This is a genomic window from Xanthobacter sp. DMC47, assembly GCF_056313845.1.
Map to the genome: position 1 here is coordinate 98782 of NZ_JBQUZM010000001.1, position 21727 is coordinate 120508.

Sequence of the window (21727 nt, forward strand, 5' to 3'; positions counted from 1 at the left end):
ATGACGTAAGGCCAAAGAGCGATGGCGAGATAGATCATGGCGCGCGCTCCTTCACCTCGATCTCGATGCGCCGGTTGAGCGCCCTGCCCGCCTCGGTGTCGTTCGGGGCAACCGGCTGGCCGGAGCCGAGCCCGGCCGCAGCGAGCCGGTCCGCGGCGATGCCCTCCGTGACCAGGGCCGCCGCCACGGTCTTCGCCCGCGCCTCGGAAAGGCGCAGGTTGGCCGCTGGGTCGCCGACACCGTCCGTATGGCCGGACACCCGGACAAGCCCGCCCGGGCACTGCTTCAGCACCGCGGCAATCCGGTCCACCAGCCCGCGGCTCAGGGGATCGATTTCGGCCGTGGCTCCGACGAAGCGGACGGTGCCGCGCGAGAGCAGGTCGCCAATCTGGCGGCCGCACTCGGCCACGTTGACCGGTGGCGCCGGCGGGGCGATCTGAAGCGCGGCCTCGACCGAGAACGGCGCGCGGACCGCACGCTTCAGTGCCGCCTCCACCTCCCCTGCCACGCTCGCGTCCAGCACAGTTCCGGACAGGCGCATCTGCGCGTCCGCGATGCTGAGTTCGCCCGACGACAGCCGGGACAGTTGCGCGAGCCCGGCAAGCACCGCGTCGCGGAAGCCGGGCGGCGCACCGCCGCCGACCGCCGACACGTCGTTGACCTTTTCGCGCAGGAAGTCGCGCTCCAGAGCCCCCTTGATCGCGCCGTGCGCGGCCTCGTCCGGGTAGAAGCCGGAGACCGTAAGTTCCCCCGCCTCCCGCCGCACCGAGAAGACATAGGGCGAGATGGACGGCGGCCGCACGCCCGTGGCATCGACCCTGACGCCGGCCGGGGGCGCGCGCACCGCCTGCATCACGGCGAGGAAGCCGGCGGAATCGGCCGCCTCCCCGGACAGCACCATCTGCGTGCCCGTTACCTCGGCCGAACCGGCGTGCATGCGGGCGAGCTGGACGACCGCGAAGCTGGCGGCGCTTGCCCACACCTCGGGCGCCGGCCCACCGGAGGCGAGTTGCAGGTCGTCCGCCACCTGCATCCCCTGGAAGCCCGAGCGTGCCGCATCCAGAAGCAGCCGGCGGGCATCCTCGGACGGAGCGAAGCCGGACAGGCGAACCTGGTCCGGGCTGCGCTCGATCTGCCACGTAAACGGCGACGCGCGGGGCGGCTCGACCGCGAAGCGAACGATCTGGAAGCCCTCCGGCGGCTGCCGCCGCAGCGTGAGGAGGATATCGAAGGCGGTGAAACTCGGCGCCACACCCTCGACCGAGATGGTCGCATCGGAGAGCGTCACCCGCCCCTCCGGAAGCTGGGCCAGCGCCGCGCCGGCGAACCGCACCGCCCGCATCCAGAGTTCGGTGCTGGGCGCCCCCTCGGCAAGGAGCGTGTCGTCCTTGATGCCGATGCCCGGCACGGTCGAGGACAGGGCCTTTGCCACCTCGGACCGCGCGTCGGCGGAGGGAACGTAGCCGCTGAGCCGCAGCACCGTGCCATCGCGCACAGCCGACCACAGGAACGGCGCGGCGACCGGCGGGCGCACCTCGAACCGCGCCAGCACCATGCCGCCGGGCAGCGGGCCGTGCAGGGTCTGGGCGAGTTCGTCATAGCTCGCGAGGTCCCGGGCCCGCCCTTCCAGAGCGATCGCACCGTCGGACAGCGTGAGCCGGCCGGAGGGCAGGCGCTTCAGCTGCCCGAGACCGAAAATGACCAGGGATGCGAAATCGCCGGGCGGCGCGCCGCGCGCCCGCACCAGCCGGTTCTGGCCCGTCACCTGGTCGCCGCCGCTGCGGGCCGCAGCCACGATCCGCGTGAGCGCGTCGGCGGAGGGTACATATCCGTCGAGGGCGATGGTGCGGCCGTCCTTGACCGCGCTGAAGGTGAACGGATGCCGTTCCGGCAGCAGGGTGGTTGCGTCGTGAACCGCACGAACCCCAAACAGACCTTCCAACGAGGCGCGCACCTTGGCGCGGGCCTCCTCAGCCAGGGCCTCGCCCTCCATGGTGGCATCGCGACCCTTGAAATGCGCGGAAGCCCAGGACTCGCCAGTGCGGGCGAGAACGTCCCGTGCGGCCGAATCGAGATCGGCCTCGATCGGGCCGCGACCGCCAAGGACGGCGAAGACCGTGAGCACGCCGAGGGCTGCAAGGCCGAGGAGCAGCGGCCACAGGCGCCGCCAGCCCTTGCCCCGGCGTGGGCCGGCCACCTTCAGGCCACCCTCGCTCGCCCGATTTGCCTCGACTTGCCGCACCACGCACACCCCGCTGTCCGCCCCGCTCCCAGGCAGCCGAAAGGGACTTGAGCATAATTCGCCGCCGCTCCGGAAGCCTCGCGAGAGAAGACGGCGGCAGAGGGGCGCGGAGGTCCGTCCCCGGACGTTCAGAAATCGCGGGAAATGAACAGCAGAACCTGCTGCGCTCCCACCGAAGCCAGTTGCGGCGAGAAGGCCGTAGGCCGGTAGTTCGTCGCGGCGTTGCTGTTGTAGTCATATTGCAGGGCGATGGTGAATTGTTTCACCGGCGCAAAGGCCACATAGCCGCCGACGTTGACGTTCGTGCCCCCGGAAGCACCGTAGGCCGCCTGAATACCTGTATTGTTGAAGTCATACGCTGCATATCCGCCGAACAGGGCAGAGCTCCATCGCTCGTTCCAATTGTGCAGGAGCGAGGCGGTGACGTTCCAGCCTGACACCTTGCGGATGCCGCCGACGCCACCGACGAAAGCATCCGGCGGATCATAGGCTCCGGAGGGGTCCTGCAGGCCGAGATAAGACGTAGCTCCGTCCGTCCAGGCCGACTGGAGATAGAGCGTATCCCCCTCGCCGAGCGCCGAAAGATTGAACATCACGCCCGCCTGCAGCGAATACCCCCAGCCGCCGCCGACCGTGGCGAGCGGCGTCTCGAGCGCCGTGGCGTTGACCTGATGCAGCGCGCCGGACAACTGGAGCGTGCCCCAGGCGGCCTGATACTTCAGGTTCGCCACCATGTCCGGAGCCCTCACTCCGGATTGGAAGTCGGCCGCGCCAAACAGGCCGGGATCGCGCGCGAGAATGCCGCTCTGGCGATCGGCCGAGTCCTCGAGGGACAGCGTGGTGCTGAGATTTCTGGAGAATTCGTAGGTGTAGGCGACGAGATTCAGCCGCGTATCGTCGCCGACGGTGGCGGGGTCGGTGCCGAGCACGTTGGCGTTGCCGTAGAAATCGAAGAAGGACTGGGTGTGGCCGACGGTGAAGCCCGCGAACTGCACGAAGATGTCGTGCGGGTCGAACTGCGCAGGCTTCGAGCCGGTCGGGGTGTTCGGTCCATCCGACCACGGATCGGACGTGCGCCACCGATAGCGCGTTTCGAAATAGCTGCGAACGGTGCCGTAATCGGTGTCAGTGCGCGCGTCGACGATCAGCGCACCGGTGGCGATGGAATAGGTTTTGTCGTTCTGCGGCGGGTAGGCGGTATAGCTATTGTAATAGCCTTCAACCCAAAGGTATCCGCCGATCCGCAGGCATGTATCCGTTCCCGGGATGAAGATGAATCCAGGGCCTTGGGCGGTGCAGGCTCGCAAGCGGCCATCGCCGGGCGCCGCCGAAGGAAGGTCTGCGGCGATAGCGGCCGAAGCCAGAAAAGGCGCGAAACATGCCGCTGTCCGCGCCAGGGTGAGACAGCGCCGGCGAAACATACCGATTGCCGACGAAACCAGCATTGGCCCCTCGATCGCCGACGTTTCCGAGGCGCGCTCCGCACCTCTGCGCAGCGCCAGTATCCGCCGCTTCTGCCGGCACGCAAGACGCCGAAAGACCCGATGCCAAGATCCGCCGGGCGCCGAGGTCGGGCTTGCCCGCATACGGACCGGAGCCCACAGCCTGACCCGTTCCAGGGTCGCAGACAAAGAAAAACCCCGGTGGTTGCCCACCGGGGTTTCTCGTCAGATCACGAAGATCAGAAGTTGCGCTGCACGCGGATGCCGCCCGACCAGATGTCGGTGGAGCCGCCCACGAGCGAGCCGATCGTGCCGCCCGCAGCGTTGACCGCAGCGTACTGGCCGAGCGGCACAGAGCCGTCAACCTTGGTGTAAAGAACTTCAGCGCCGATATCGAGGTTCTTAACCGGCGACCAGATGGTGTTGAAGCCCAGCTGCCACATGTTGAAGTCCTGGGCGGCGACGATGTTGGTCGGCACCGAGTAGGACAGGTAGCCGGCGTAGATCGCCGAGCGCAGGCCGGGGGTCCAGTAGTGACGGAACTGACCCTGGATGGCCCAGCCGGTGGTGAGCGAAGGCTGACCGAAGAGGTCGGCCACGGCGTCAGCCACGGTGTAGAAGGCGCCCGTCGCGATGAGCGAACCGCCGACCTGCGTCAGATCGACAGAACCCACCGAGTTGGCGCGGCCCTGCGAGGTACCGGACAGGCCGATGTAGGACACCGCGCCCTGCTCGTAGCCAGCCTGGATAAACAGGCTGTCGCCGGCGGCGAGCATCGGGAGCTTGAACTCGGCGCTACCGCCGATGGCCCAGCCCCACTGGCTCGTGGTGCCCATGCCCGGGTAGAAGCCGTTGTACAGAGCGAGGGTGGTCACGACCTGATGCAGGGCACCAGACAGCTGCACCGCGCCCCAAGCGCCTTCATAGCGCAGGTTGGCGACGATATCGGGAGCCTGCTGACCACCCTGGTAGTTGGTGTAGGTCAGGCCGGTAGCACCCGTGGTCACGTTGAAGACGGGCTGCGCGGTGGAGCCGGTCATCTGGGTGCCGGTGGTGCGGTTGGCCGCGTCTTCAAGCGAGATCGTCGCCGAGAAGCCGTTGCCGAACTGCGCCGTGTAGGCCAGCACGGTGTTCCACTGGTTCGAACCCGCATACGGGGTGGTCAGCATGTAGCCGACGCCCGGGTCGAAGAACGACTGGGTGTAACCGAAGGTGAAGCCCGAGAACTGAATGAACGCGCGCTCGAAGTACAGGTTGTTCGCCGGACCGACGCCAGCGCCCGAAGACGAGTTCCACTCGGCGCCGAAGCGGACGTAGGAGCGGAGGGTGCCGTAATCGGTCTGGGTGCGGGCGTCCATGTCAATGACGCCGCGGACGCGGGTCAGGTAGTCCGGATCGTCACCATCCTTGAAGGGATAGGCGAACACGCCAACGCCGGGACCGTTGAAGTAGGTGCCGGTGGTCGACGAGATGGCCGGGTTAAAGGTGCCGACCGCGTTCACATAAGTATCGAAGCGGGCATAGCCGCCGATCTTGATGCAGGTGTCGGTGCCGGGGATGTAGAAGTAGCCCGCGCCGTAGGCAGAGCAGACCTTCACGTATTCAACCGGCTTTGCCTTGACAGGCAGGTCGGCGGCCTGGGCTCCAGCGACCGCGACGAGACCCGCCGCGCTGCCGAGGAGAAGGCTCTTCACCATCTTCATCGTGACCTCCAAGTTGGTTCCGAGGGAGCGAGTTCCGCTTCGCCGGTGCGGCTGCACCCCGAGAGGGTTCTTGCCCCGATTCCCATTCCGCCCTCAGACCCCCCGAGCGCGGACCGGTCGACCGGGGACTGCCCCCCTTCGTCGCAAAGCCAACATACAAAAGGCCAACCTGTGTTCAATCCAAACCACGCTGTTCACGGCCCCGAGAGGCTGCTTTTCCAGCAGGTGTTGCAGGAATGGCACGCTGGGTCATCGCCTACCTTGGTACCACGAGGATGTTCGGGCCATATTTGGGCCGACTATGGTTAAGCGACTGATAAAAATAGTGTATTTCTGCAACACCCGGCTTTTCATGCGGACTGGAGCGCGACTTTCGGGGGCACCGAGCGTCCTTAAATGAGGGCTCGACCTGGATACCGCTGTTGGCCCGGCTCAGGGGTTTCCTTCCCCTGCGTTCCCATCTGCCAGGGCGGGACGAGAAGTCGGCGCCAGACGCGAATACGGCAATTTTTCCGCGCCCGACCATACGGCATAAGGGTTTCCCCATCTGGGCCACGTCGAATCGGAGACACCGCGGCTCAGCGACGGGCAAAATGCCGTGCGCCGGCCACGCAGAGCACCACCACCCCGGTGGCGGCGAGCATCGGCCAGGCGATGGTCTCGCCGAGCACGACGGCGGCGAGCATCAGCCCAAGGAATGGCTGGAGCAGCTGCAACTGGCCGACGCCCGCGATTCCTCCCAACGCAAGGCCGCGATACCAGAAGACGAAACCCACCAGCATGCTGAACACCGAGACGTAGCCGAGGCTCACCCAGGCCGGCAGGCCGATTCCCGTCCAGTGGTCGGGGCGAACGGCCAGGGCGATGGCCGCCATGAACGGCAGCGCCAGCAGCAGCGCCCAGGAGATGACCTGCCAGCCGCCGAGGCGCCGTGAGAGCGTCGCCCCTTCCGCATAGCCGAGCCCGCACAGCACGACCGCACCGATCATCAGGAGATCTCCCGAGATCGCGCCCTCTGCACTTCGCGCCAGCGCAAACCCGGCCACCGTCGCCGCCCCAAGGCAGGAGAACAGCCAGAACGCCGGCTTCGGCCGTTCGCCACCACGCACCACGCCGAAGATGGCGGTCGAAAGGGGCAGCAGGCCGATGAAGACGATGGAATGCGCCGCCGTGATGTGTTGGAGCGCAAGTCCGGTGAGCAGCGGAAACCCGACCACCACGCCGACGGCGACGATCACCAGCGAGAAGAGATCACCCGCGGCCGGCCTCACCTGCCGATGCGCCGCCAGGAACAGCCCGGCGATGAGCGCGGCAATCACCGCCCGTGCCGAGGTGAGAAACAGCGGAGAGAAATCGACGACGGCAAGCCGCGTCGCCGGCAACGACCCGCTGAAGATGACCACGCCCAGAAATCCACTGCCCCAGCCAGCTGCACTGCGTTCCATGGTGCCTCGCTTTCGCGGCCCGCGATACGCCCGCGCTGGTGGCGGAGACAGCCACACTCACATACAATTCTGCCAAACTGTATTAGATCACGGAGCCACACAGTGGCATTGCCAAAGCCCGGCACCACACGCACCGAGGCCCTGATGGCGGAGATCCGGAGCCGTATCGCAGGCGGAGCGCTGCCGCCCGGCGATCGGCTGCCCTCGGTCCGCCGCTTCGCCGCGGCAATGGGCGTCTCGCCTTCCACGGTGGTGGAGGCCTATGACCGGCTGGAGGCGGAAGGGGTTATCCGGGGGCGGCGGGGCTCCGGCTTCTACGTGACGAACGCCGGCCTCTCGCCCCACGATCCACCGCGGATGGCGCTTGCCGAGGCAGGCGCGGCGCGCACGCCGGACATTGACCCCTTCTGGGTGTCGAAGCAGTCGCTCGATGCCGAGCCATCCGTGCCCAAGCCCGGGTGCGGCTGGCTCCCGGACGACTGGATGCCCGTCGCCGCCCTGCGCAAGGGCCTGCGGACGCTCGCCCGCGCAGACGGCGCGCTGCTCACGGAATACGGCGGCACACGCGGCCCGGTGGCGCTGCGCCGGCTGCTGCTGGGGCGGTTCGCCGAAGAGGGCATCGGCGCAACACTCGACCAGGTGATGCTCACCGGCTCGGGCACCCAGGCCATCGATCTCATCTGCCGGCTGCTGCTGCGTCCGGGCGATGCGGTGCTGGTCGACGACCCCTGCTACTTCAATTTCCAGGCGCTGTTGCGCGCCCATCCCGTCCGCATCGTCGGCGTGCCGATGACGCCGTCAGGGCCGGATCCGGCCATCTTCGAGGAAGTGCTCGCGCAGGAATCGCCGCGCCTCTACATCACCAATTCCGCGCTCCAGAATCCGACCGGAGCGACGATTTCCCCCCAGATGGCCCATCGTGTCCTCATGCTCGCACACGCGCATGGGCTCACCATCGTCGAGGACGACATCTTCGCCGACTTCGAACCGGCCCCCTCCCCCCGCCTCGCCATCCTCGATGGCCTGAGCCGGGTGATCCGCATCGGCAGCTTCTCCAAGACCCTCTCCTCGGCCATCCGCTGCGGCTACATCGCGGCACGGCCGGAGTGGATCGAGGCGTTGAGCGACCTGCAGATCGCCACCAGCTTCGGCGCCGTCAGTCCCGTGGCGGGCGAATTGATTGCGGGCATCCTCACCGGTGGCGGCTATCGCAAGCACATGGAGGAGGTGCGCCATCGCCTGACCCGCGCCCGGCTGGCGGCCGCCGAACAGCTCGGCCGGCTCGGCATCGTCCCCTGGCTGATGCCGCGGGGCGGCTTCTATCTGTGGTGCCGCCTGCCGGAGGGGCTTGAGTCCGCAATGATCGCGGCACGCTGCCGGGAAGAAGGGGTGATCCTCGCCCCCGGCAATGTGTTCAGCGTGGCCAAGACCGCCGGGGCCTTCCTGCGCTTCAACGTGGCGCAAATGAGCGATCCGCGCGTTCTTACGGCCCTGAAGGCGGCGCTGCGGTAGCCACCGCGCCGAAGATAATCGCCATGCGGATGGACAAGAGTGGCGGAGACGGAGGGATTCGAACCCTCGAGACCCTTTTGGGGGTCTGCTCATTTAGCAAACGAGTGCCTTCAGCCTCTCGGCCACGTCTCCAACGCTCCCTCCTATGCCGGACCGCTGCGCCCTTTGCAAGGCGCGATAGCCGTACTGTGGACGGCTTCTCCCCGCCAAACGGCTCTGCGGCATCGAAATTCACACCGCCAATCAGCCGCGGGCCAGCTCAGCGCGCTGCCGACATGGCACGGATTTCCGCGGCGATTTCGTTGAAAACCCCGCCCCAGTCTCCCGGTTCGGACTGCCGGAAGAGACGCACGCTGGGAAAGAATATGCTTCGGTCGCCGGAATATCCCCAGCGCCAGTCCGGCACCGCTCGCAGAGCCGCCAACGTCGGGTGCGCCCGTGCACCACACAAGTGCGTCAGTGCCGTGTCACTCGATACGACGAGATCCAGGTGATGGAGAATGCCGACGGTATCGATGAAGATGCCGTCGGCATTGAAATCATCCCCAAGCTCGATGATGGAATTGGCGAATGCCACCTCGCGGAGCTGCTCCGTCCCCGGCCCATGCTGAAGGCTGACGAGACGGACGCCGGGAAGGTTCGCGAGCGGCGCGAATGCCGCCAAGGGAATGGAGCGGCCGACATCGACGTTCCGGGACGGGTTGCCCTGCCAGTTGATGCCGACGTTGAAGCTCCCCTCGTCACGCACCCAGCGCCACTTCGCGATGCGCTCCGGCGGGGCTGTGAGATAGGGCGCGGCGGGCCATTTCGCCGGATCAGGCTGCAGCAGGAGCGGCAGGCTGCCAGCGGGAACCCAGCGCAGACCCGGCTGTGTGGTGTCGATGGTGGACAGGTCCCCGGTGACAGCAACGCGCGCATCGAGGTTCTTCAGCAGCGGCAAGAGCCCAGGCCGCGTCAGAAGCACCGTGCGGATGCCGTCGTCGGCGAGCGACCGGGCCAGACGGAAGAACAACAGCTCGTCGCCAATTCCCTGCTCGCCAACCACCACGAGCAGTTCCGGCCTTTCGCGCCCATCCCACCGGATGAAATCCAGCGGTCGAAAGGGCGGCGGAAGAAGGCCATCGCGCGATTCGTAGGCCGCCCATCCCACCTCCCAGCGCGCCCGCGCCAGATCGTCGGCGGCAGACATGAAACGGCCGTTAGGCTCATGGGGGTCAAACCGAAGAGCCGTATCCAGGGCCGGGCGCATCTCATCCGGGCGGCCGAGGTCTCCGAGAAGGCGGGCACGGGTGACATGGCCAGAGGCAAGCCCCGGATCGGCGGCGAGGCAGGCCTCCACATCGGCCAGCGCCCCCGAGAAATCCCCCTCCGCCCGGCGGACTTCGGCGCGATGCTGCAGGAAGAGGGCTGCACCAGGGGCTTGGGCCAGAGCGAGGTTGCACTGTGCAAGCGCGGCTGGGAACTCCTCCAGATGCCGCAACACGATGATGAGCACCTCGCGCGCCTTCAGGTCCGCGGGGTCGCGCTCAAGGCCGGCCAAGAAGCAGTCTCGGGCCTCCTTGAGTTGACCGCTCGCCATGAGGCTTCGGCCCTTGATGATGTACCCCTCCGCTGATCGCGGTGCGAGGCGGATCGCCTGAGCTGCCGCATTCACGGCTTCACCCGGACGATTGAGCTCGTAGAGCGTGGTCGCCTTGGCCGCCCAGAATCGCGTTTCACCCGGCCGCTGGGTGATGAGCAATTCGATATCGCTAAGCGCAGCCTGCAGACGGCCGAGCTGGAGCAAGGCCGTCGAGCGGTTCGCCCGCGCCTCGACGGACTTGCCATCGATTTCAAGCACACGGTCATAGCGCGCCACGGCCTCTTCCAGCCGGTTCAGCCGCGCCAGTGTGTTGGCGGCGAGGTATTGGGCCTCGGCAAGGCCCGGGTCGAGCTCCGCCGACTTCTCGAATGCGGCGAGGGCGCGGTCCCACTTCTCCTCGGCCTGATAGACCGCGCCCATGATGAGCTGGGCGTGTGGGTTGGTCTTGTGGCCGTCCCGCGCCTTGCGCGCGACGGCGTGGGCTTCCTTCGGCCGGCCGGACTGGAGCAGCGCCAGTGTCAGCAGCCGGGCGACCTCGAAGGAATTCGGGGCCTCGCGCAAGATTGCCCGATAGATGGGGATCGCCTGATCGAGGCGCCCCTCCCGATGCAGTGCACCGGCGCGGGCAAGATCGGCCCGAAAATCCTTCTGCATCGCGCCCCCCAAATGGCGTGCGTGGTCGGTCTGCGAGGTCGCGGGATATGGACTGCCGTCAGGTGCGGGCGCGCTGGCCGAACAGGATGCTCTGGGCTTCCTTGTCCTTGGAGAGATCGTGCTTGGCGCGCTCCTCCTGGTTCACGGCAAGGCCCCGCTGCACCGCCGGGCGGGCGAGCACGCGCTCCAGCCAGGCCTTGAAGTGCGGGAATTCCTCGATGTGCTGGCCCTGCCGCTCCCACAGCTTGGCCCACCCGATGCAGGCGATGTCGGCGATGGAATAGTCGCCGGCCAGGTACTCGCGATCCTTCAGGCGCGTGTTCATGACGCCGTAGAGCCGATGGACCTCGTTGGTGTAGCGCTCGACCGCGTAGGGGATCTTTTCCGGCGCGTAGATGCGGAAATGGTGCGCCTGCCCCGCCATGGGGCCGAGGCCACCCATCTGCCAGAACAGCCACTGCTCCACCTCCACCCGCTTGCGCTCGTCGGAGGGATAGAACTGCCCGGTCTTACGGCCGAGATACTGGAGAATGGCGCCCGACTCGAACACCGAGATCGGCGCCCCGCCGGGGCCGTCGGGATCGACGATGGCGGGCATCTTGTTGTTGGGGGAGATGGCGAGGAAGTCGGGCTGGAACTGGTCGCCCTTGCCGATGTTCACGAGCTTCACCGTGTAGGGAAGCCCGCACTCCTCGAGCATGATGCTGATCTTGTAGCCGTTCGGCGTGGGCCAATAATAAAGCTCGATCGGCGACGTTTCGACTGCGGCCATCATGCCCTCCCTGCGGCCTGTGCCGCCGCTTCGGTAAGACGTAGACACCGCTCGGTGCCGGGGCAAGGGGGGAGGCGTCGAAGGCGCCGGCCCCTTTAGGCCAAGGCGATCTTGAAGCCCTCATGGGAGTTCGAGAACCCGAGCCGGCGATAGAATCGATGGGCATCACCGCGCAGCTTGCTGGAGGTGAGCGCGAGCGTGGCTGCGCCTTCGGCAGCGGCCGTCTCCATGGCGAAGCGCACCATGGCCTCGCCGATGCGCTGTCCGCGCAGGCTTTCATGCACCTGCACCGCCTCGATGAGCGCCCGCTTTGCCCCGCGGCCCGGCAGGCTGGTCACGAACACCAGCTGGAAAGTGCCCACCACGCGCCGGTCCTTCTCGGCAACGTAGAGCTGCGCCCGCGGATCGGCGGCGATGGCTGCGAAGGCGGTGCGATAGCGGTCGGCCGCCTCCGGCGCCGTGGTGTCGCCATGACCGCCGAGCGCGTCGGCGGCAAACAGCGCGACCAGTGCGGGAAGATCGCCGGGGCGGGCCTCGCGGATCAGGAGATCGGCAGGCGGCGCGGGCTCGGGCGTCACCGGCACAGCGGATCGTCGGGCGGGAGGATGGTCATCTGCCAGTCGCTCCAGCGGTGGGGATTCATCCAGGGCGACCACCATTTCACCGACACTTCGATGGTGCTCTGATCGGCCGGCGGCAGGAGCAGCTTGGGCAGGCCGTTGAAGATCCCGGTGACGCGGGCGCAGCCGGTGGCGGGGCGCGACGGCGGACGGTACTGGTTCTCGCGCACGATCACGACCCGGGCGCCGGGAATCGCAGCCCTGAGACGGCCGGCGGACGTGCGGTCGTCCGCGACCAGGGTTGGTGCAGGGCCGAGCTTGTTCGCGATGGCGACCTGAAGCTTGTAGAGCGGCTCGGCGGCGATGCAGCGCCCGCACAGCCGCGGGTCGGGCCACAGTGGCACCACCATGCGCGAGAGCATGATGCCGCCGCTGACCACCGCCAGCAGGGTGAGATAGATCCAAACCCTCTGGCGCCAGCCGCCGAGCCGTTCCAGCTCCGCGAACAGATAGACCGGCAGCAGCAGCAGGAAGACGTGGAAATAGCGGTCGCGCAGGCTGGACGTGCCCATGGCCAGCGTCGCCGCCAGGGTCGCGATGATGCCGATGAGAATGATGGACCTGAGCACGCGCCGCGGCGCCCCGCGCTCGGCGTCGTCGGGAACGGCCCCCTCACCCCGGTTGTAGGGGAGAAACACCAGCGCAACGACCAGCACCAAAGGCAGCACATAGCCGAACAGGGCGCCGATCGTGGTGGAGACCACCGCGTCCCATCCCGCACCGGTGGCACCGATGGTCTGGGCCGTTGCCTCGGCCACGTTCTGGCCATAGCGCCAGAGCGCGAAGCCGTAGATGCCGAGCGGCACGCCCGCCACCGCGAGCGTGACGAGAAGGCGCGGGTCGAGGATCACCTTCCGGTAGGACGGCTCCAGCAGGCAGGCCACCACCAGCACGCCGAGGAATGCGACAAAGCCGAACTTGCCGAGCACGCCGGCAGCGATCCACAGGCCGAGCCCGGCGTAGAGGCCGAGGCTGCGATGGCGGCTCAGCGCCATCACCGTGAGGAAGGCGCCGGCGATGGCGACGATCATCACGTTTGAATGGGTGAGGATTCGGTGGCTGTGATAGCCGATCACCCAGATGAACGAGAGCGAGAACGTGGCGAGCGCCTGCAGCCGGGGATCGGCGATCACCCGACGGGCCACCCGGTAGACCAGCATGGCGCAGCCGAACAGCAGCGTGTAGCGCAGCACCGCGAAGGACAGCGTGCCGACGCCGAGCACCCGCTGCAGGCCCCAGAGCAGCCAGTCGAACAGCGGCGGATTGCGCGGAACGTAGGACAGCTCCAGCGACTGGACCATGTAGCTTTCGATGGCGTCGTCCGCGTTCACCGCGATCTCGAACATCACCGCGATCACCGCATGCAGGACCATCCAGAGGCCGACGATGAAGGCGACGCCTTCCGGCCGGGCCCAGAAGGGGACGGCCCCCTGCGCGCCTGTCGCGGCGGGCGCGGGCGCATCCCTGTCGAGATAAGTGTCGGTCACGGGGCACTCCTCATCCGCGCCTCTATACCGGCGCCGACGGCGCGGCGCCACCGCGCGCGGCGCGGGGCTCCGGCGCCGAGCGATGCCGGAACGGCCGGAAACGATCAGCGAAACTAGAGCGTTTCGAGCACGGTGAAGCGGTCGCGCCCGCCGGCAGCCAGCGCCGCGTCGGACACCTCGTGCACCAGCATCTCGTCGACGCGGCTCCCTGGAGGGCCCGCGCGGCAGGCCGTGAGCATGGCTTCCACCACCTCCGCCGGGCCAGCGAAAACCGCTTCCACCGCGCCGGAACGGCGGTTGCGCGCGAAGCCGAGGAGACCGCGCCCCTCCGCCTCCCGCGCGCACCAGGCGCGATAGCCGACGCCCTGAACCCGGCCGCGCAGCATCACGTGGACATAGCGCATGGGCACCTATTCCGTGCAGGCGCCGGGCGGCGTCAGCGCCTCGAACGACGCCATGGCGCCGACCAGGGCGAAGCGGCCATAGTCGATCTTGAGGCTGTTCACGACGCCATTGTCATAGAGCGCGAAGCTCATGACATAGGCGGGCGTGCGGTCCACCCCGCCCTCGTCGAAATAGCTGATCGTGACGGGATAGAAGGTCCGGCCGGCCAGCGCGGCCTTGGCCGGGGCAGCGATGCGGCTGTCATCGGTGCTCGGGCGGCCGATCACGGCCAGCGTGTCAAACACCTTCTGGGGGTCGCTCGCGCCGTCGTACACCTTGGCCTGATAGACGCTTTCCCCTGCGGCGGCCGCGGCCAGCACCTTCTTCACATGCTCGGTGGGCATCAGGATATCGCCCTTGAGCGTGAAGGTGGCCGACTCGGGCTTGGTGACGATCACCCTCAAGGCCGGCGGGTCCTGCCGCTCGACATTGGCCTCAAGCTCCAGGCCGTCGTCGTCGCCACCCGTGGTGGTGGAGAGGAAACGGTAGGACTTGCCGGTGCCGTCCTCCCACGCCTTGGAGGTGACAGTCTGGCGCAGCGGTTCGCCCCCTGTGGAGGCCGCGCTCTGCTGGCTGGTGACAGTGGTGTAGCCGGCGCAGACGTCGCCGGTGATCTCGTAGCGAATCTCTCCGTTCATCTCCTCAAGCTGGCCAGAGGGCTTGGACCCGTCGAGGGAAAGGCGGTAGGTCGCCTTGTGCGGCAGCAGGCTCACCGCGCCGGCCGGCAGCGCGGAGAAGCACCACAGGCCGGCCACCGTCGCCGCGGCGAGGCGCAAATGCTTCGTCATCTCTCAACTCCTTCCGGCCATCCGGCGCCAGAGAACCATACGTGCCGCCCGCCAAGAGCCTTGCTTGCGCCGGCGCGGCTCTTCGGCGAAGAGGATGGCCTAATTGCGCGCTGCATATGGCAGGAGGCCATCATGACTTCATCCGTCGAAAAGAAGCTCGCCGAACTCGGAATCACCCTGCCGAGCCCCAAGCCGCCCATCGCCAATTATGTGCCGGCGGTGCGCACCGGCAACCTGCTGTTTATTTCCGGTCAGGTTTCCATCGACGGTGAAGGCAAGATCGCCACCGGCAAGCTCGGTGCCGGGGTCAGCATCGAGGCCGGCCAGGCTGCAGCAAAGCTCTGCGCCATCAACATCCTCGCCCAGATAAAGGCGGCCATCGGCGATCTCGACAAGGTGGTGCGGATCGTGAAGCTCGTGGGCTTCGTCAATGCCACCGGCGACTTCACCGACCACCCCAAGGTCGTCAACGGCTGCTCGGACTTCTTCGTCGAGGCCCTGGGCGACAAGGGCCGCCATGCCCGCTCCGCCGTGGGCGTTTCCGGCCTGCCCTTCGATGCCTCGGTTGAGGTGGAAGCCATCGTCGAGATTGCCTGAGCGGAGAGGACCATGGGCGACCTGAGCTGGATCACTGCCCGCCCGGTCGCCCATCGCGGCCTGCACGACAAGGCGCGCGGCCGCATCGAGAACTCCCTATCGGCCGCCGAGGCAGCGGCCGTCGCGGGCTATCCCATCGAGCTGGACATCCAGATCAGCGCCGATGGCGAGGCCATGGTGTTCCACGATTTCACCCTCGATCGCCTCACGGCAGCCAAGGGCGCGGTCTCGGCGCTGAGCGCGGCGGAGCTGGGGCGCACGAGGCTGGCGGGCACGCCGGACACGATCCCCGCCCTCGCCGACTTCCTCGCCCGCGTCGGCGGCCGGGTGCCGCTCTTCATCGAGATAAAGAGCGCGTTTTCCGGCGATACGCGGCTCGCGGCGCGGGCGGTGGACGCGCTCGCAGGCTACGGCGGCAAGGTCGCGCTGATCTCCTTCGATCCGGCCATGCTGGCCGAGGCCAGGGCCCGGGCGCCGGGCATTCCGCGCGGCATCATCGCCCAGGCTCGCTATGACGGTGCCCATTGGCCAGGCATGACCCCCGAGCGCGCGCGGATGCTGGCGGACATGGATCACCACGCCTCCAGCGGCTACGATTTCATCACCTATCACTTCACCGATCTGGACTATCCCGCGCTGATCGCGGCACGCGGGCGCGGCGTGCCCGTCACCGCCTGGACGGTCCGCAGCCCGAATGATGCCGCCCGCGCACTGGCGGGGGCAGACCAGATCGTGTTCGAGGGGTTCACGCCGCAGGGATAGGGGCGTAAATCTGCGGCGTCCTGTCGCGGTGGTCAGCCTCTGCCGCAATGCACACTTAAGCTCGATGCCCGACGCTCACATCCGCATCCTGCCCAACCTGTCCGAGATCAAGGCGGCCGACTGGGACGCCTGCGCGGCGGGCGGGGCGACCCGCCCCGAACCGTTTGTGAGCCACGCTTTCCTCTCCGCTTTGGAGGAATCCGGCTGCGCCGCCGCGCGCACCGGCTGGCTCCCGCAGCACCTCGTGCTCGACGGGCCGGACGGCAAGGCCGCCGCGGTTTGCCCCGCCTATCTGAAGTCCCATTCGCGCGGGGAATATGTCTTCGACCAGGGCTGGGCCGACGCCTATATGCGGGCCGGCGGCGAATATTACCCCAAGGTGCAGGTGGCGGTGCCCTTCACCCCCGTCACCGGCCGGCGCCTGCTGCTGAAGGATCCGGCCGATCCGGTGGGCCGGCTGGCGCTGGGCGCGGGCATCAAGCAGCTGGTGCGGCTGCGTGGCGCCTCCTCGGCCCATGTGACCTTTTCCACCGAGGAGGAATGGGAGGAACTGGCGTCCCTCGGCTTCCTCAAGCGCACTGACCGGCAGTTCCACTGGACCAATGCGGGCTACGCCACCTACGACGATTTCCTCGCCGAACTCGCCTCGCGCAAGCGCAAGGCGCTGAAGAAGGAACGGCGGGAAGCCATTTCGGAGGGTATCTCCATCGAATGGCTCACCGGCAAGAGCCTGACGGAAGAAGCCTTCGACGCCTTCTTCATGTTCTATCTCGACACCGGCGGCCGCAAATGGGGCACGCCCTATCTCAACCGCCAGTTCTTCCAGCGCGCCGCCGAGCGCATGGCCGACCAGATCCTGCTGGTGATGGCCCGCCGGGACGGCCGCTACATCGCCGGCGCCCTGAATTTCATCGGCGCCGAGACGCTCTATGGCCGCTACTGGGGCGCGGTGGAGCACCACCCCTTCCTGCATTTCGAGGTCTGCTACCACCAGGCCATCGACTATGCGATCGCCACCGGGCTCAAGGTGGTGGAGGCCGGAGCGCAAGGCGAGCACAAGCTGGCGCGGGGCTATCTGCCCAAGGCCACCTATTCCGCTCACTACATCGTGCACCAGGGCCTTGCCGGTGCCGTCGCGCAATATCTGGAGCGCGAGCGCACCCACGTGGAGGAGGATTCGGCAGTGCTGACCGAGCTCGGCCCCTTCCGGCGCTGTGTCGAGGACGAGCAGGACTGAAGCGCCTCCCAGACAGCATCCCGCTTTCGTCCAATCGGTTCCCCAAGCGACATCATCCGCCGGTTGCCCGGCTCACGGGCGGGTCGCTATAGTCCCCCCGCCAATCTGGGGACAGGCGATGACGTATTGCTGTGGGGTTCTGGTTCGGGATGGTCTGGTGCTGATCGCCGACACCCGGACCAATGCGGGCCTCGACAACATTTCCACCTTCCGCAAGCTCCACATCTTTGAGGAGCCGGGCCACCACGTGCTCGGCCTTGCGACCGCGGGCAATCTCTCCGTCTCCCAATCTGTCGTCAGCATGCTGCACGAGGGCGTCGAGGACCACGAGATCGGGGAGCGCAGGCAGTTGCGCGACTGCCGGACCATGTTCCAGGCCGCCCAGCTCGTGGGCACCGCCATCCGTCAGGTCCACAAGGTCAACGGCGCCTTCATGGAGCAGTCGAACGTCAGCTTCGACGTGTCCTTCCTGCTTGGCGGCCAGATCGCGGGCGACAGCCTGCGGCTCTACATGGTCTATTCCGCCGGCAATTTCATCGAATGCACGCAGGATACGCCCTTCCTGCAGATCGGCGAGCACAAGTACGGCAAGCCGGTGCTGGACCGCGCGGTGAACTACGACATGGAGATTTCCGAGGCGCTGAAATCCAGCCTCATCTCCATGGATTCGACCATGCGCTCCAATCTCGGCGTCGGCCTGCCCATCGACGTGATGGTGGTCACGCCCGATGCGCTCCGGTCCGAGCTGATCTATCGCATCGAGCCGGGCGAGCCCTATTTCCACGATCTGCGCGAGCGCTGGTCGGCCGCGCTGCGCTCCGCCCATGCCTCGATCCCCAAGCCGCCCTATCTCAAGAACGGTCGCCCGCGGGTGGTCAACGAGGTCTGAGGCTCAAGCCTTTCCCGGCGGAACGAAAAAGGGCGCCCCAGCGGGCGCCCTTCTCGTTTTCAACGGACCCAAAGACCGCAGATCAGGCCGCCTTGGGGGCGAGCTTGGCGGTGACGATCTTGTCCGGATCCTTCACGGGCTCGCCGCGCTTGATCTGGTCGATGTTGTCCATGCCGTCGATCACCTCGCCCCACACCGTGTACTGGCGGTCGAGGAAGCGGGCGTCGGTGAAGCAGATGAAGAACTGGCTGTCGCCCGAGTCCGGGTTCTGCGCGCGCGCCATGGAAACGGTGCCGCGGACGTGGGGCTGGGCGTTGAACTCCGCCTTCAGCTTCTTGCCCGAGCCGCCCATGCCGGTGCCGGTCGGATCGCCGGTCTGAGCCATGAAGCCCTCGATCACGCGGTGGAACGGCACGCCGTTGTAGAAGCCCTGGGAGACCAGCTCCTTGATGCGGGCGACGTGGCCGGGGGCGAGGTCGGGGCGGAACGCAATGGTCACCGGGCCCTTGGTGGTTTCGAGGATCAGGACTTCATCGCTCATCAATCTCTTCCTTCACTTGCAGCGCATCGGCGCCGATCGGGGAATTTGCTGCGGCGGCTGAGCCGGCCGCGGCGGGGCATCTTCTGGCCGGCGCTCACTTGGCGTCGGCGGCGACCTGCATCTTCACGATCTTGTCGGGATTGGACACCGAGCCGCCGGCACCGGAGCCCTTCTTGATCTTGTCCACGAACTCCATGCCCGACACCACCTGGCCGACGACCGTGTACTGGCCGTTCAGGCTCGGGGTCTCGTCGAACATGATGAAGAACTGGGAATTGGCGCTGTTGGGCGAGGAGGCGCGGGCCATGCCGACGATGCCGCGCTTGAACGGCACGTTGGAAAATTCCGCCGGCAGGTTGGGATACTTGGAACCGCCGGTGCCGTTGCCATACTGGCCGTCGCCGGTCTGGGCCATGAAGCCGTCGATGACGCGGTGGAAGGGCACGTTGTTGTAATAACCCTCGCGGGTCAGGAGCTTGAGCCGCTCCACATGCTGCGGGGCGAGGTCGGGGCGCAACGCGATCACGACGCGGCCATAGGGCGTATCGAGATAGAGCGTGTTCTGCGGGTCGGGCTTGGTCTGGGCCGCCGCCGGCAGCGCGAAGGCGAGCACGACGAACGCTGCGGCGAGGAAACGGCCGAGAAGGCGCGTCATATGGGTCTCTCCCGGAAAGCCCCGGCCTCGGGGCGGTTTGGCCGCATGGGCGCGGCGGCGAATGAGGGCGCTATCGCTTGAACTTGGCATCGAGCCGCGCCAGCACTTCGGGCGGCACGAAGGCGGAGACGTCCCCGCCCATGGACGCGATCTGGCGCACGAGAGTGGCGGTGATGGGGCGCACGCGGGGCGAAGCCGGCAGGAACACCGTCTGGATGCCGGGCGCCAGCGTGCCGTTCATGCCGGCCATCTGCATCTCGTAATCGAGGTCCGTGCCGTCGCGCAGGCCGCGGATGAGCAGCGTGGCGCCGAGCTGCTGGGCGGTCGTGATGATGAGGTTGTCGAACGTGACGGCCTCGAGCGTCGCATGCTCCTCCGCCGCCACCGGCCCGCACACCTCGCGCAGCATGGCGAGGCGCTCCTCGGCGGTGAACAGCGGCGCCTTGCCGGGATGGATGCCCACCGCCAGTACCAGCCGGTCGGCGAGGCGGCAGGCGGAGCGCACCACGTCCAGATGGCCGTTGGTGAGCGGATCGAAGGAGCCGCCATAGATGGCGGTGCGCAGGGTATGTTCGCTCATGCGGCCTGTCTTCAGCCTGTTCTCGTCCCGCAAGGCCTAGCCTTGCGGGCGCCGGGACGCAATGGGCGGGGCCGCCGAGCCTCCTCTGGGGAAGCCCCCTCCCCGCTCAGACTTCGAACGAACCGCCGCTCTCGGGGACGACCACCTTCACCGGGTGGCCCTTCAGCGCCTCGACAAAGGCGGAGGCGTCCGGCACCAGGATGGGAAAGGTGCCGTAGTGGATTGGCACCACGATCTCCACGCCCGGCAGGAAGCGCTTCACCGCCAGCGCAGCCACTTCCGGCCCCATGGTGAAGCGGTCGCCGATGGGGATGAACACCACCTTCGGTGCATGGATCTCGCACAGCAGCGCCATGTCGGAGAAAATGTCCGTGTCCGCCATATGCCAGACGGTCGGCTCGCCCGGCGCCTTCACGATGAGGCCGGTGGGGTTGCCGAGATATTCGGAGGGCGCCGCAGGGCCGCCCGAGGAATGGTCCGCCCGCACCATGGTGACGGTGAAGCCGCCGAGATCGAGCTTGCCGCCGGTGTTCATCATCTGCGGCGCATTGCCCGCGCCCTTGGCCGAGAGGTAGGCGCACAGCTCGGGATTGGCGACGACTGGGAGCGTCTGGCTGGCATCGGCGGCATCCTCCACCAACGAGAGCGTGTCGCCGATATGGTCGCCGTGGCCGTGGGTGAGCAGGATGTGCGTCACCCCGCGCGCGGCTTCCTCCACGGTGGAGCAGAAGCTGGGGTTGCCGGTGAAGAAGGGATCGATGAGGACGGCCTTGTCGGCGAAATCGAGCCGGAAGGCGGCGTGGCCGTACCAGGTGATCTTCATGGGATTGCCTCTGGTGGCTTCATGCGTGCGCGGGACGGTCCGGCGTTGCGCCGGCGCGCGGGGAAGGGTTCGGGGCGCGGAGTATCCCGGAAGCCCCGCGAACGCGCAATCTCCTCAGCCGATGGTGGACAGCGAGGGGAACGTCTCGATCAGCCAGTAGCTCACATGGGCGATCCAGCCGGACATGAAGGCGATGCCGGTGAGCACCAGCAGCGCGCCCATGGCTTTCTCCACCATCGGCAGCATCTTGCGCATGTGGACGAGGCTGCGCAGGAACGGCCGCACGGCGAACGCCGCCGCGAGGAAGGGCACGCCGAGGCCCAGCGAATAGATGGCCAGCAGCCCCGCCCCCTTGGAGACCGTCGCTTCCGAGCCCGCCACCGCGAGGATGGCACCGAGCACCGGGCCGAGGCACGGCGTCCAGCCGAAGGCGAAGGCGAGGCCCATCACGAACGCGCCCCACAGCCCCGTCGGCTCATGCACATGCGCCCGCGCGGTGCGATGCAGGAGGTGGATGCGGAACACGCCGAGGAAGTTCAGCCCCATGACGATGATGGCGAGCCCGGCGATGATGGACAGCACATCGAGATGGGCGCGCAGAAGGTCGCCGATGGCCGATGCCCCCGCCCCCAGCGCCACGAACACCACCGTGAAGCCCGAGACGAAGAGCCCCGCCCCGACCAGCGCGCGCCGCTCCACCTCCTTCACCGGCTCGGCACCGGCGAGGTCTTCCAGCGTGCTGCCGCCGAGAAAGCACAGGTAGGGCGGCACCAGGGGCAGGACGCAGGGGGAAACGAAGCTCGCAAGGCCGGCGAGGAAGGCGGCAGGCAGGGTCACGTCGGCCATTCTTGGGTCGCGGCTCTCTTCTGGTGGACGGGAACGCCCCTCTTTGCGCTCCTATTGGCGCCCCCAGCCTGCCGGAGCAAGCCACACATCGCCGCGCTCGCCGGCT

Annotated in this window: 20 protein-coding genes and 1 tRNA gene; 5 read left to right on the plus strand and 16 right to left on the minus strand. The window is 67.5% G+C overall.

Going from position 1 to position 21727, the window contains the following annotated elements; genetic code table 11:
* Window positions 1-34: 34 nt before the first annotated feature.
* The 4 genes from ACT54R_RS00515 to ACT54R_RS00530 form a co-directional block, all read right to left on the minus strand.
* Window positions 35-2242: an OmpA family protein gene (locus tag ACT54R_RS00515; RefSeq protein WP_476322307.1), complete on the minus strand. Its 2208-nt coding sequence runs from the start codon at window positions 2240-2242 to the stop codon at window positions 35-37.
* Window positions 2243-2370: 128 nt separating this feature from the next.
* Window positions 2371-3687: a porin gene (locus tag ACT54R_RS00520; RefSeq protein ID WP_476322310.1), complete on the minus strand. Its 1317-nt coding sequence runs from the start codon at window positions 3685-3687 to the stop codon at window positions 2371-2373.
* 236 nt (window positions 3688-3923) lie between these two features.
* The gene (locus tag ACT54R_RS00525; RefSeq protein WP_476322313.1) at window positions 3924-5387 is read right to left on the minus strand and encodes a porin; all 1464 of its coding nucleotides are present in this window, start codon (window positions 5385-5387) and stop codon (window positions 3924-3926) included.
* Window positions 5388-5965: 578 nt separating this feature from the next.
* Entirely contained in the window at window positions 5966-6832 is an 867-nt protein-coding gene (locus tag ACT54R_RS00530; RefSeq protein ID WP_476322316.1) for a DMT family transporter, read from the minus strand.
* Between the two features lie 144 nt (window positions 6833-6976).
* Here ACT54R_RS00530 and ACT54R_RS00535 point away from each other — a divergent pair, with 144 nt between their 5' ends.
* Window positions 6977-8344: an aminotransferase-like domain-containing protein gene (locus tag ACT54R_RS00535; protein WP_476326324.1), complete on the plus strand. Its 1368-nt coding sequence runs from the start codon at window positions 6977-6979 to the stop codon at window positions 8342-8344.
* 40 nt (window positions 8345-8384) lie between these two features.
* On the opposite strand, the gene ACT54R_RS00540 is transcribed toward ACT54R_RS00535, so the two are convergent.
* The 7 genes from ACT54R_RS00540 to ACT54R_RS00570 form a co-directional block, all read right to left on the minus strand.
* A tRNA-Ser gene (locus ACT54R_RS00540) sits at window positions 8385-8476 on the minus strand.
* A gap of 127 nt (window positions 8477-8603) precedes the next feature.
* Window positions 8604-10580, minus strand: coding sequence for a tetratricopeptide repeat protein (locus tag ACT54R_RS00545; protein WP_476322319.1), 1977 nt, complete (start codon window positions 10578-10580; stop codon window positions 8604-8606).
* Window positions 10581-10638: 58 nt separating this feature from the next.
* Window positions 10639-11352, minus strand: a complete 714-nt coding sequence (locus ACT54R_RS00550; protein WP_476322322.1) for a glutathione S-transferase N-terminal domain-containing protein — start codon at window positions 11350-11352, stop codon at window positions 10639-10641.
* A 95-nt stretch (window positions 11353-11447) separates the two neighbouring features.
* On the minus strand, window positions 11448-11930 hold the full coding sequence (locus ACT54R_RS00555; RefSeq protein WP_476322325.1) for a GNAT family N-acetyltransferase: 483 nt from the start codon (window positions 11928-11930) through the stop codon (window positions 11448-11450).
* Complete coding sequence (locus ACT54R_RS00560; protein WP_476322328.1) at window positions 11927-13459, minus strand: ArnT family glycosyltransferase; 1533 nt, start codon at window positions 13457-13459, stop codon at window positions 11927-11929. Before ACT54R_RS00560 ends, ACT54R_RS00555 begins: the two co-directional genes overlap by 4 nt.
* A gap of 113 nt (window positions 13460-13572) precedes the next feature.
* Window positions 13573-13863 (minus strand): acylphosphatase, encoded by a 291-nt coding sequence (locus tag ACT54R_RS00565; protein WP_476322330.1) that lies wholly within the window; start codon window positions 13861-13863, stop codon window positions 13573-13575.
* A gap of 6 nt (window positions 13864-13869) precedes the next feature.
* Complete coding sequence (locus tag ACT54R_RS00570) at window positions 13870-14691, minus strand: EipB family protein (protein WP_476322333.1); 822 nt, start codon at window positions 14689-14691, stop codon at window positions 13870-13872.
* A 132-nt stretch (window positions 14692-14823) separates the two neighbouring features.
* Between ACT54R_RS00570 and ACT54R_RS00575 the strand changes: the two genes are divergently transcribed.
* From ACT54R_RS00575 to ACT54R_RS00590, 4 genes are all read left to right on the plus strand, one after another.
* Window positions 14824-15288 (plus strand): RidA family protein, encoded by a 465-nt coding sequence (locus ACT54R_RS00575; protein ID WP_476322335.1) that lies wholly within the window; start codon window positions 14824-14826, stop codon window positions 15286-15288.
* A gap of 12 nt (window positions 15289-15300) precedes the next feature.
* Window positions 15301-16050 (plus strand): glycerophosphodiester phosphodiesterase family protein, encoded by a 750-nt coding sequence (locus ACT54R_RS00580; protein WP_476322338.1) that lies wholly within the window; start codon window positions 15301-15303, stop codon window positions 16048-16050.
* A 64-nt stretch (window positions 16051-16114) separates the two neighbouring features.
* Complete coding sequence (locus ACT54R_RS00585; RefSeq protein ID WP_476322341.1) at window positions 16115-17287, plus strand: GNAT family N-acetyltransferase; 1173 nt, start codon at window positions 16115-16117, stop codon at window positions 17285-17287.
* Between the two features lie 118 nt (window positions 17288-17405).
* A complete protein-coding gene (locus ACT54R_RS00590; protein WP_168458067.1) occupies window positions 17406-18176 on the plus strand; it encodes a proteasome-type protease in 771 nt (256 codons plus the stop codon).
* Window positions 18177-18258: 82 nt separating this feature from the next.
* Here ACT54R_RS00590 and ACT54R_RS00595 read toward each other — a convergent pair whose 3' ends face one another.
* The 5 genes from ACT54R_RS00595 to ACT54R_RS00615 form a co-directional block, all read right to left on the minus strand.
* The gene (locus ACT54R_RS00595) at window positions 18259-18717 is read right to left on the minus strand and encodes a peptidylprolyl isomerase (RefSeq protein ID WP_476322345.1); all 459 of its coding nucleotides are present in this window, start codon (window positions 18715-18717) and stop codon (window positions 18259-18261) included.
* A gap of 94 nt (window positions 18718-18811) precedes the next feature.
* Window positions 18812-19372, minus strand: coding sequence for a peptidylprolyl isomerase (locus tag ACT54R_RS00600; RefSeq protein ID WP_476322348.1), 561 nt, complete (start codon window positions 19370-19372; stop codon window positions 18812-18814).
* 70 nt (window positions 19373-19442) lie between these two features.
* Window positions 19443-19952, minus strand: a complete 510-nt coding sequence (gene coaD / locus ACT54R_RS00605; protein ID WP_476322351.1) for a pantetheine-phosphate adenylyltransferase — start codon at window positions 19950-19952, stop codon at window positions 19443-19445.
* 106 nt (window positions 19953-20058) lie between these two features.
* Window positions 20059-20775: a metal-dependent hydrolase gene (locus ACT54R_RS00610; protein ID WP_476322354.1), complete on the minus strand. Its 717-nt coding sequence runs from the start codon at window positions 20773-20775 to the stop codon at window positions 20059-20061.
* A 114-nt stretch (window positions 20776-20889) separates the two neighbouring features.
* Window positions 20890-21621: a cytochrome c biogenesis CcdA family protein gene (locus ACT54R_RS00615; protein ID WP_476322357.1), complete on the minus strand. Its 732-nt coding sequence runs from the start codon at window positions 21619-21621 to the stop codon at window positions 20890-20892.
* Window positions 21622-21727 lie beyond the last annotated feature (106 nt).

Coding starts and splice junctions, on each gene's coding strand:
- ACT54R_RS00520 (WP_476322310.1), bottom strand. CDS start 3,687: ATGCTGGTTTCGTCGGCAATCGGTATGTTTCGCCGGCGCTGTCTCACC.
- ACT54R_RS00525 (WP_476322313.1), bottom strand. CDS start 5,387: ATGAAGATGGTGAAGAGCCTTCTCCTCGGCAGCGCGGCGGGTCTCGTC.
- ACT54R_RS00530 (WP_476322316.1), bottom strand. CDS start 6,832: ATGGAACGCAGTGCAGCTGGCTGGGGCAGTGGATTTCTGGGCGTGGTC.
- ACT54R_RS00535 (WP_476326324.1), top strand. CDS start 6,977: ATGGCGGAGATCCGGAGCCGTATCGCAGGCGGAGCGCTGCCGCCCGGC.
- ACT54R_RS00545 (WP_476322319.1), bottom strand. CDS start 10,580: ATGCAGAAGGATTTTCGGGCCGATCTTGCCCGCGCCGGTGCACTGCAT.
- ACT54R_RS00550 (WP_476322322.1), bottom strand. CDS start 11,352: ATGGCCGCAGTCGAAACGTCGCCGATCGAGCTTTATTATTGGCCCACG.
- ACT54R_RS00565 (WP_476322330.1), bottom strand. CDS start 13,863: ATGCGCTATGTCCACGTGATGCTGCGCGGCCGGGTTCAGGGCGTCGGC.
- ACT54R_RS00570 (WP_476322333.1), bottom strand. CDS start 14,691: ATGACGAAGCATTTGCGCCTCGCCGCGGCGACGGTGGCCGGCCTGTGG.
- ACT54R_RS00575 (WP_476322335.1), top strand. CDS start 14,824: ATGACTTCATCCGTCGAAAAGAAGCTCGCCGAACTCGGAATCACCCTG.
- ACT54R_RS00580 (WP_476322338.1), top strand. CDS start 15,301: ATGGGCGACCTGAGCTGGATCACTGCCCGCCCGGTCGCCCATCGCGGC.
- ACT54R_RS00585 (WP_476322341.1), top strand. CDS start 16,115: ATGCCCGACGCTCACATCCGCATCCTGCCCAACCTGTCCGAGATCAAG.
- ACT54R_RS00590 (WP_168458067.1), top strand. CDS start 17,406: ATGACGTATTGCTGTGGGGTTCTGGTTCGGGATGGTCTGGTGCTGATC.
- ACT54R_RS00595 (WP_476322345.1), bottom strand. CDS start 18,717: ATGAGCGATGAAGTCCTGATCCTCGAAACCACCAAGGGCCCGGTGACC.
- ACT54R_RS00600 (WP_476322348.1), bottom strand. CDS start 19,372: ATGACGCGCCTTCTCGGCCGTTTCCTCGCCGCAGCGTTCGTCGTGCTC.
- coaD (WP_476322351.1), bottom strand. CDS start 19,952: ATGAGCGAACATACCCTGCGCACCGCCATCTATGGCGGCTCCTTCGAT.
- ACT54R_RS00610 (WP_476322354.1), bottom strand. CDS start 20,775: ATGAAGATCACCTGGTACGGCCACGCCGCCTTCCGGCTCGATTTCGCC.
- ACT54R_RS00615 (WP_476322357.1), bottom strand. CDS start 21,621: ATGGCCGACGTGACCCTGCCTGCCGCCTTCCTCGCCGGCCTTGCGAGC.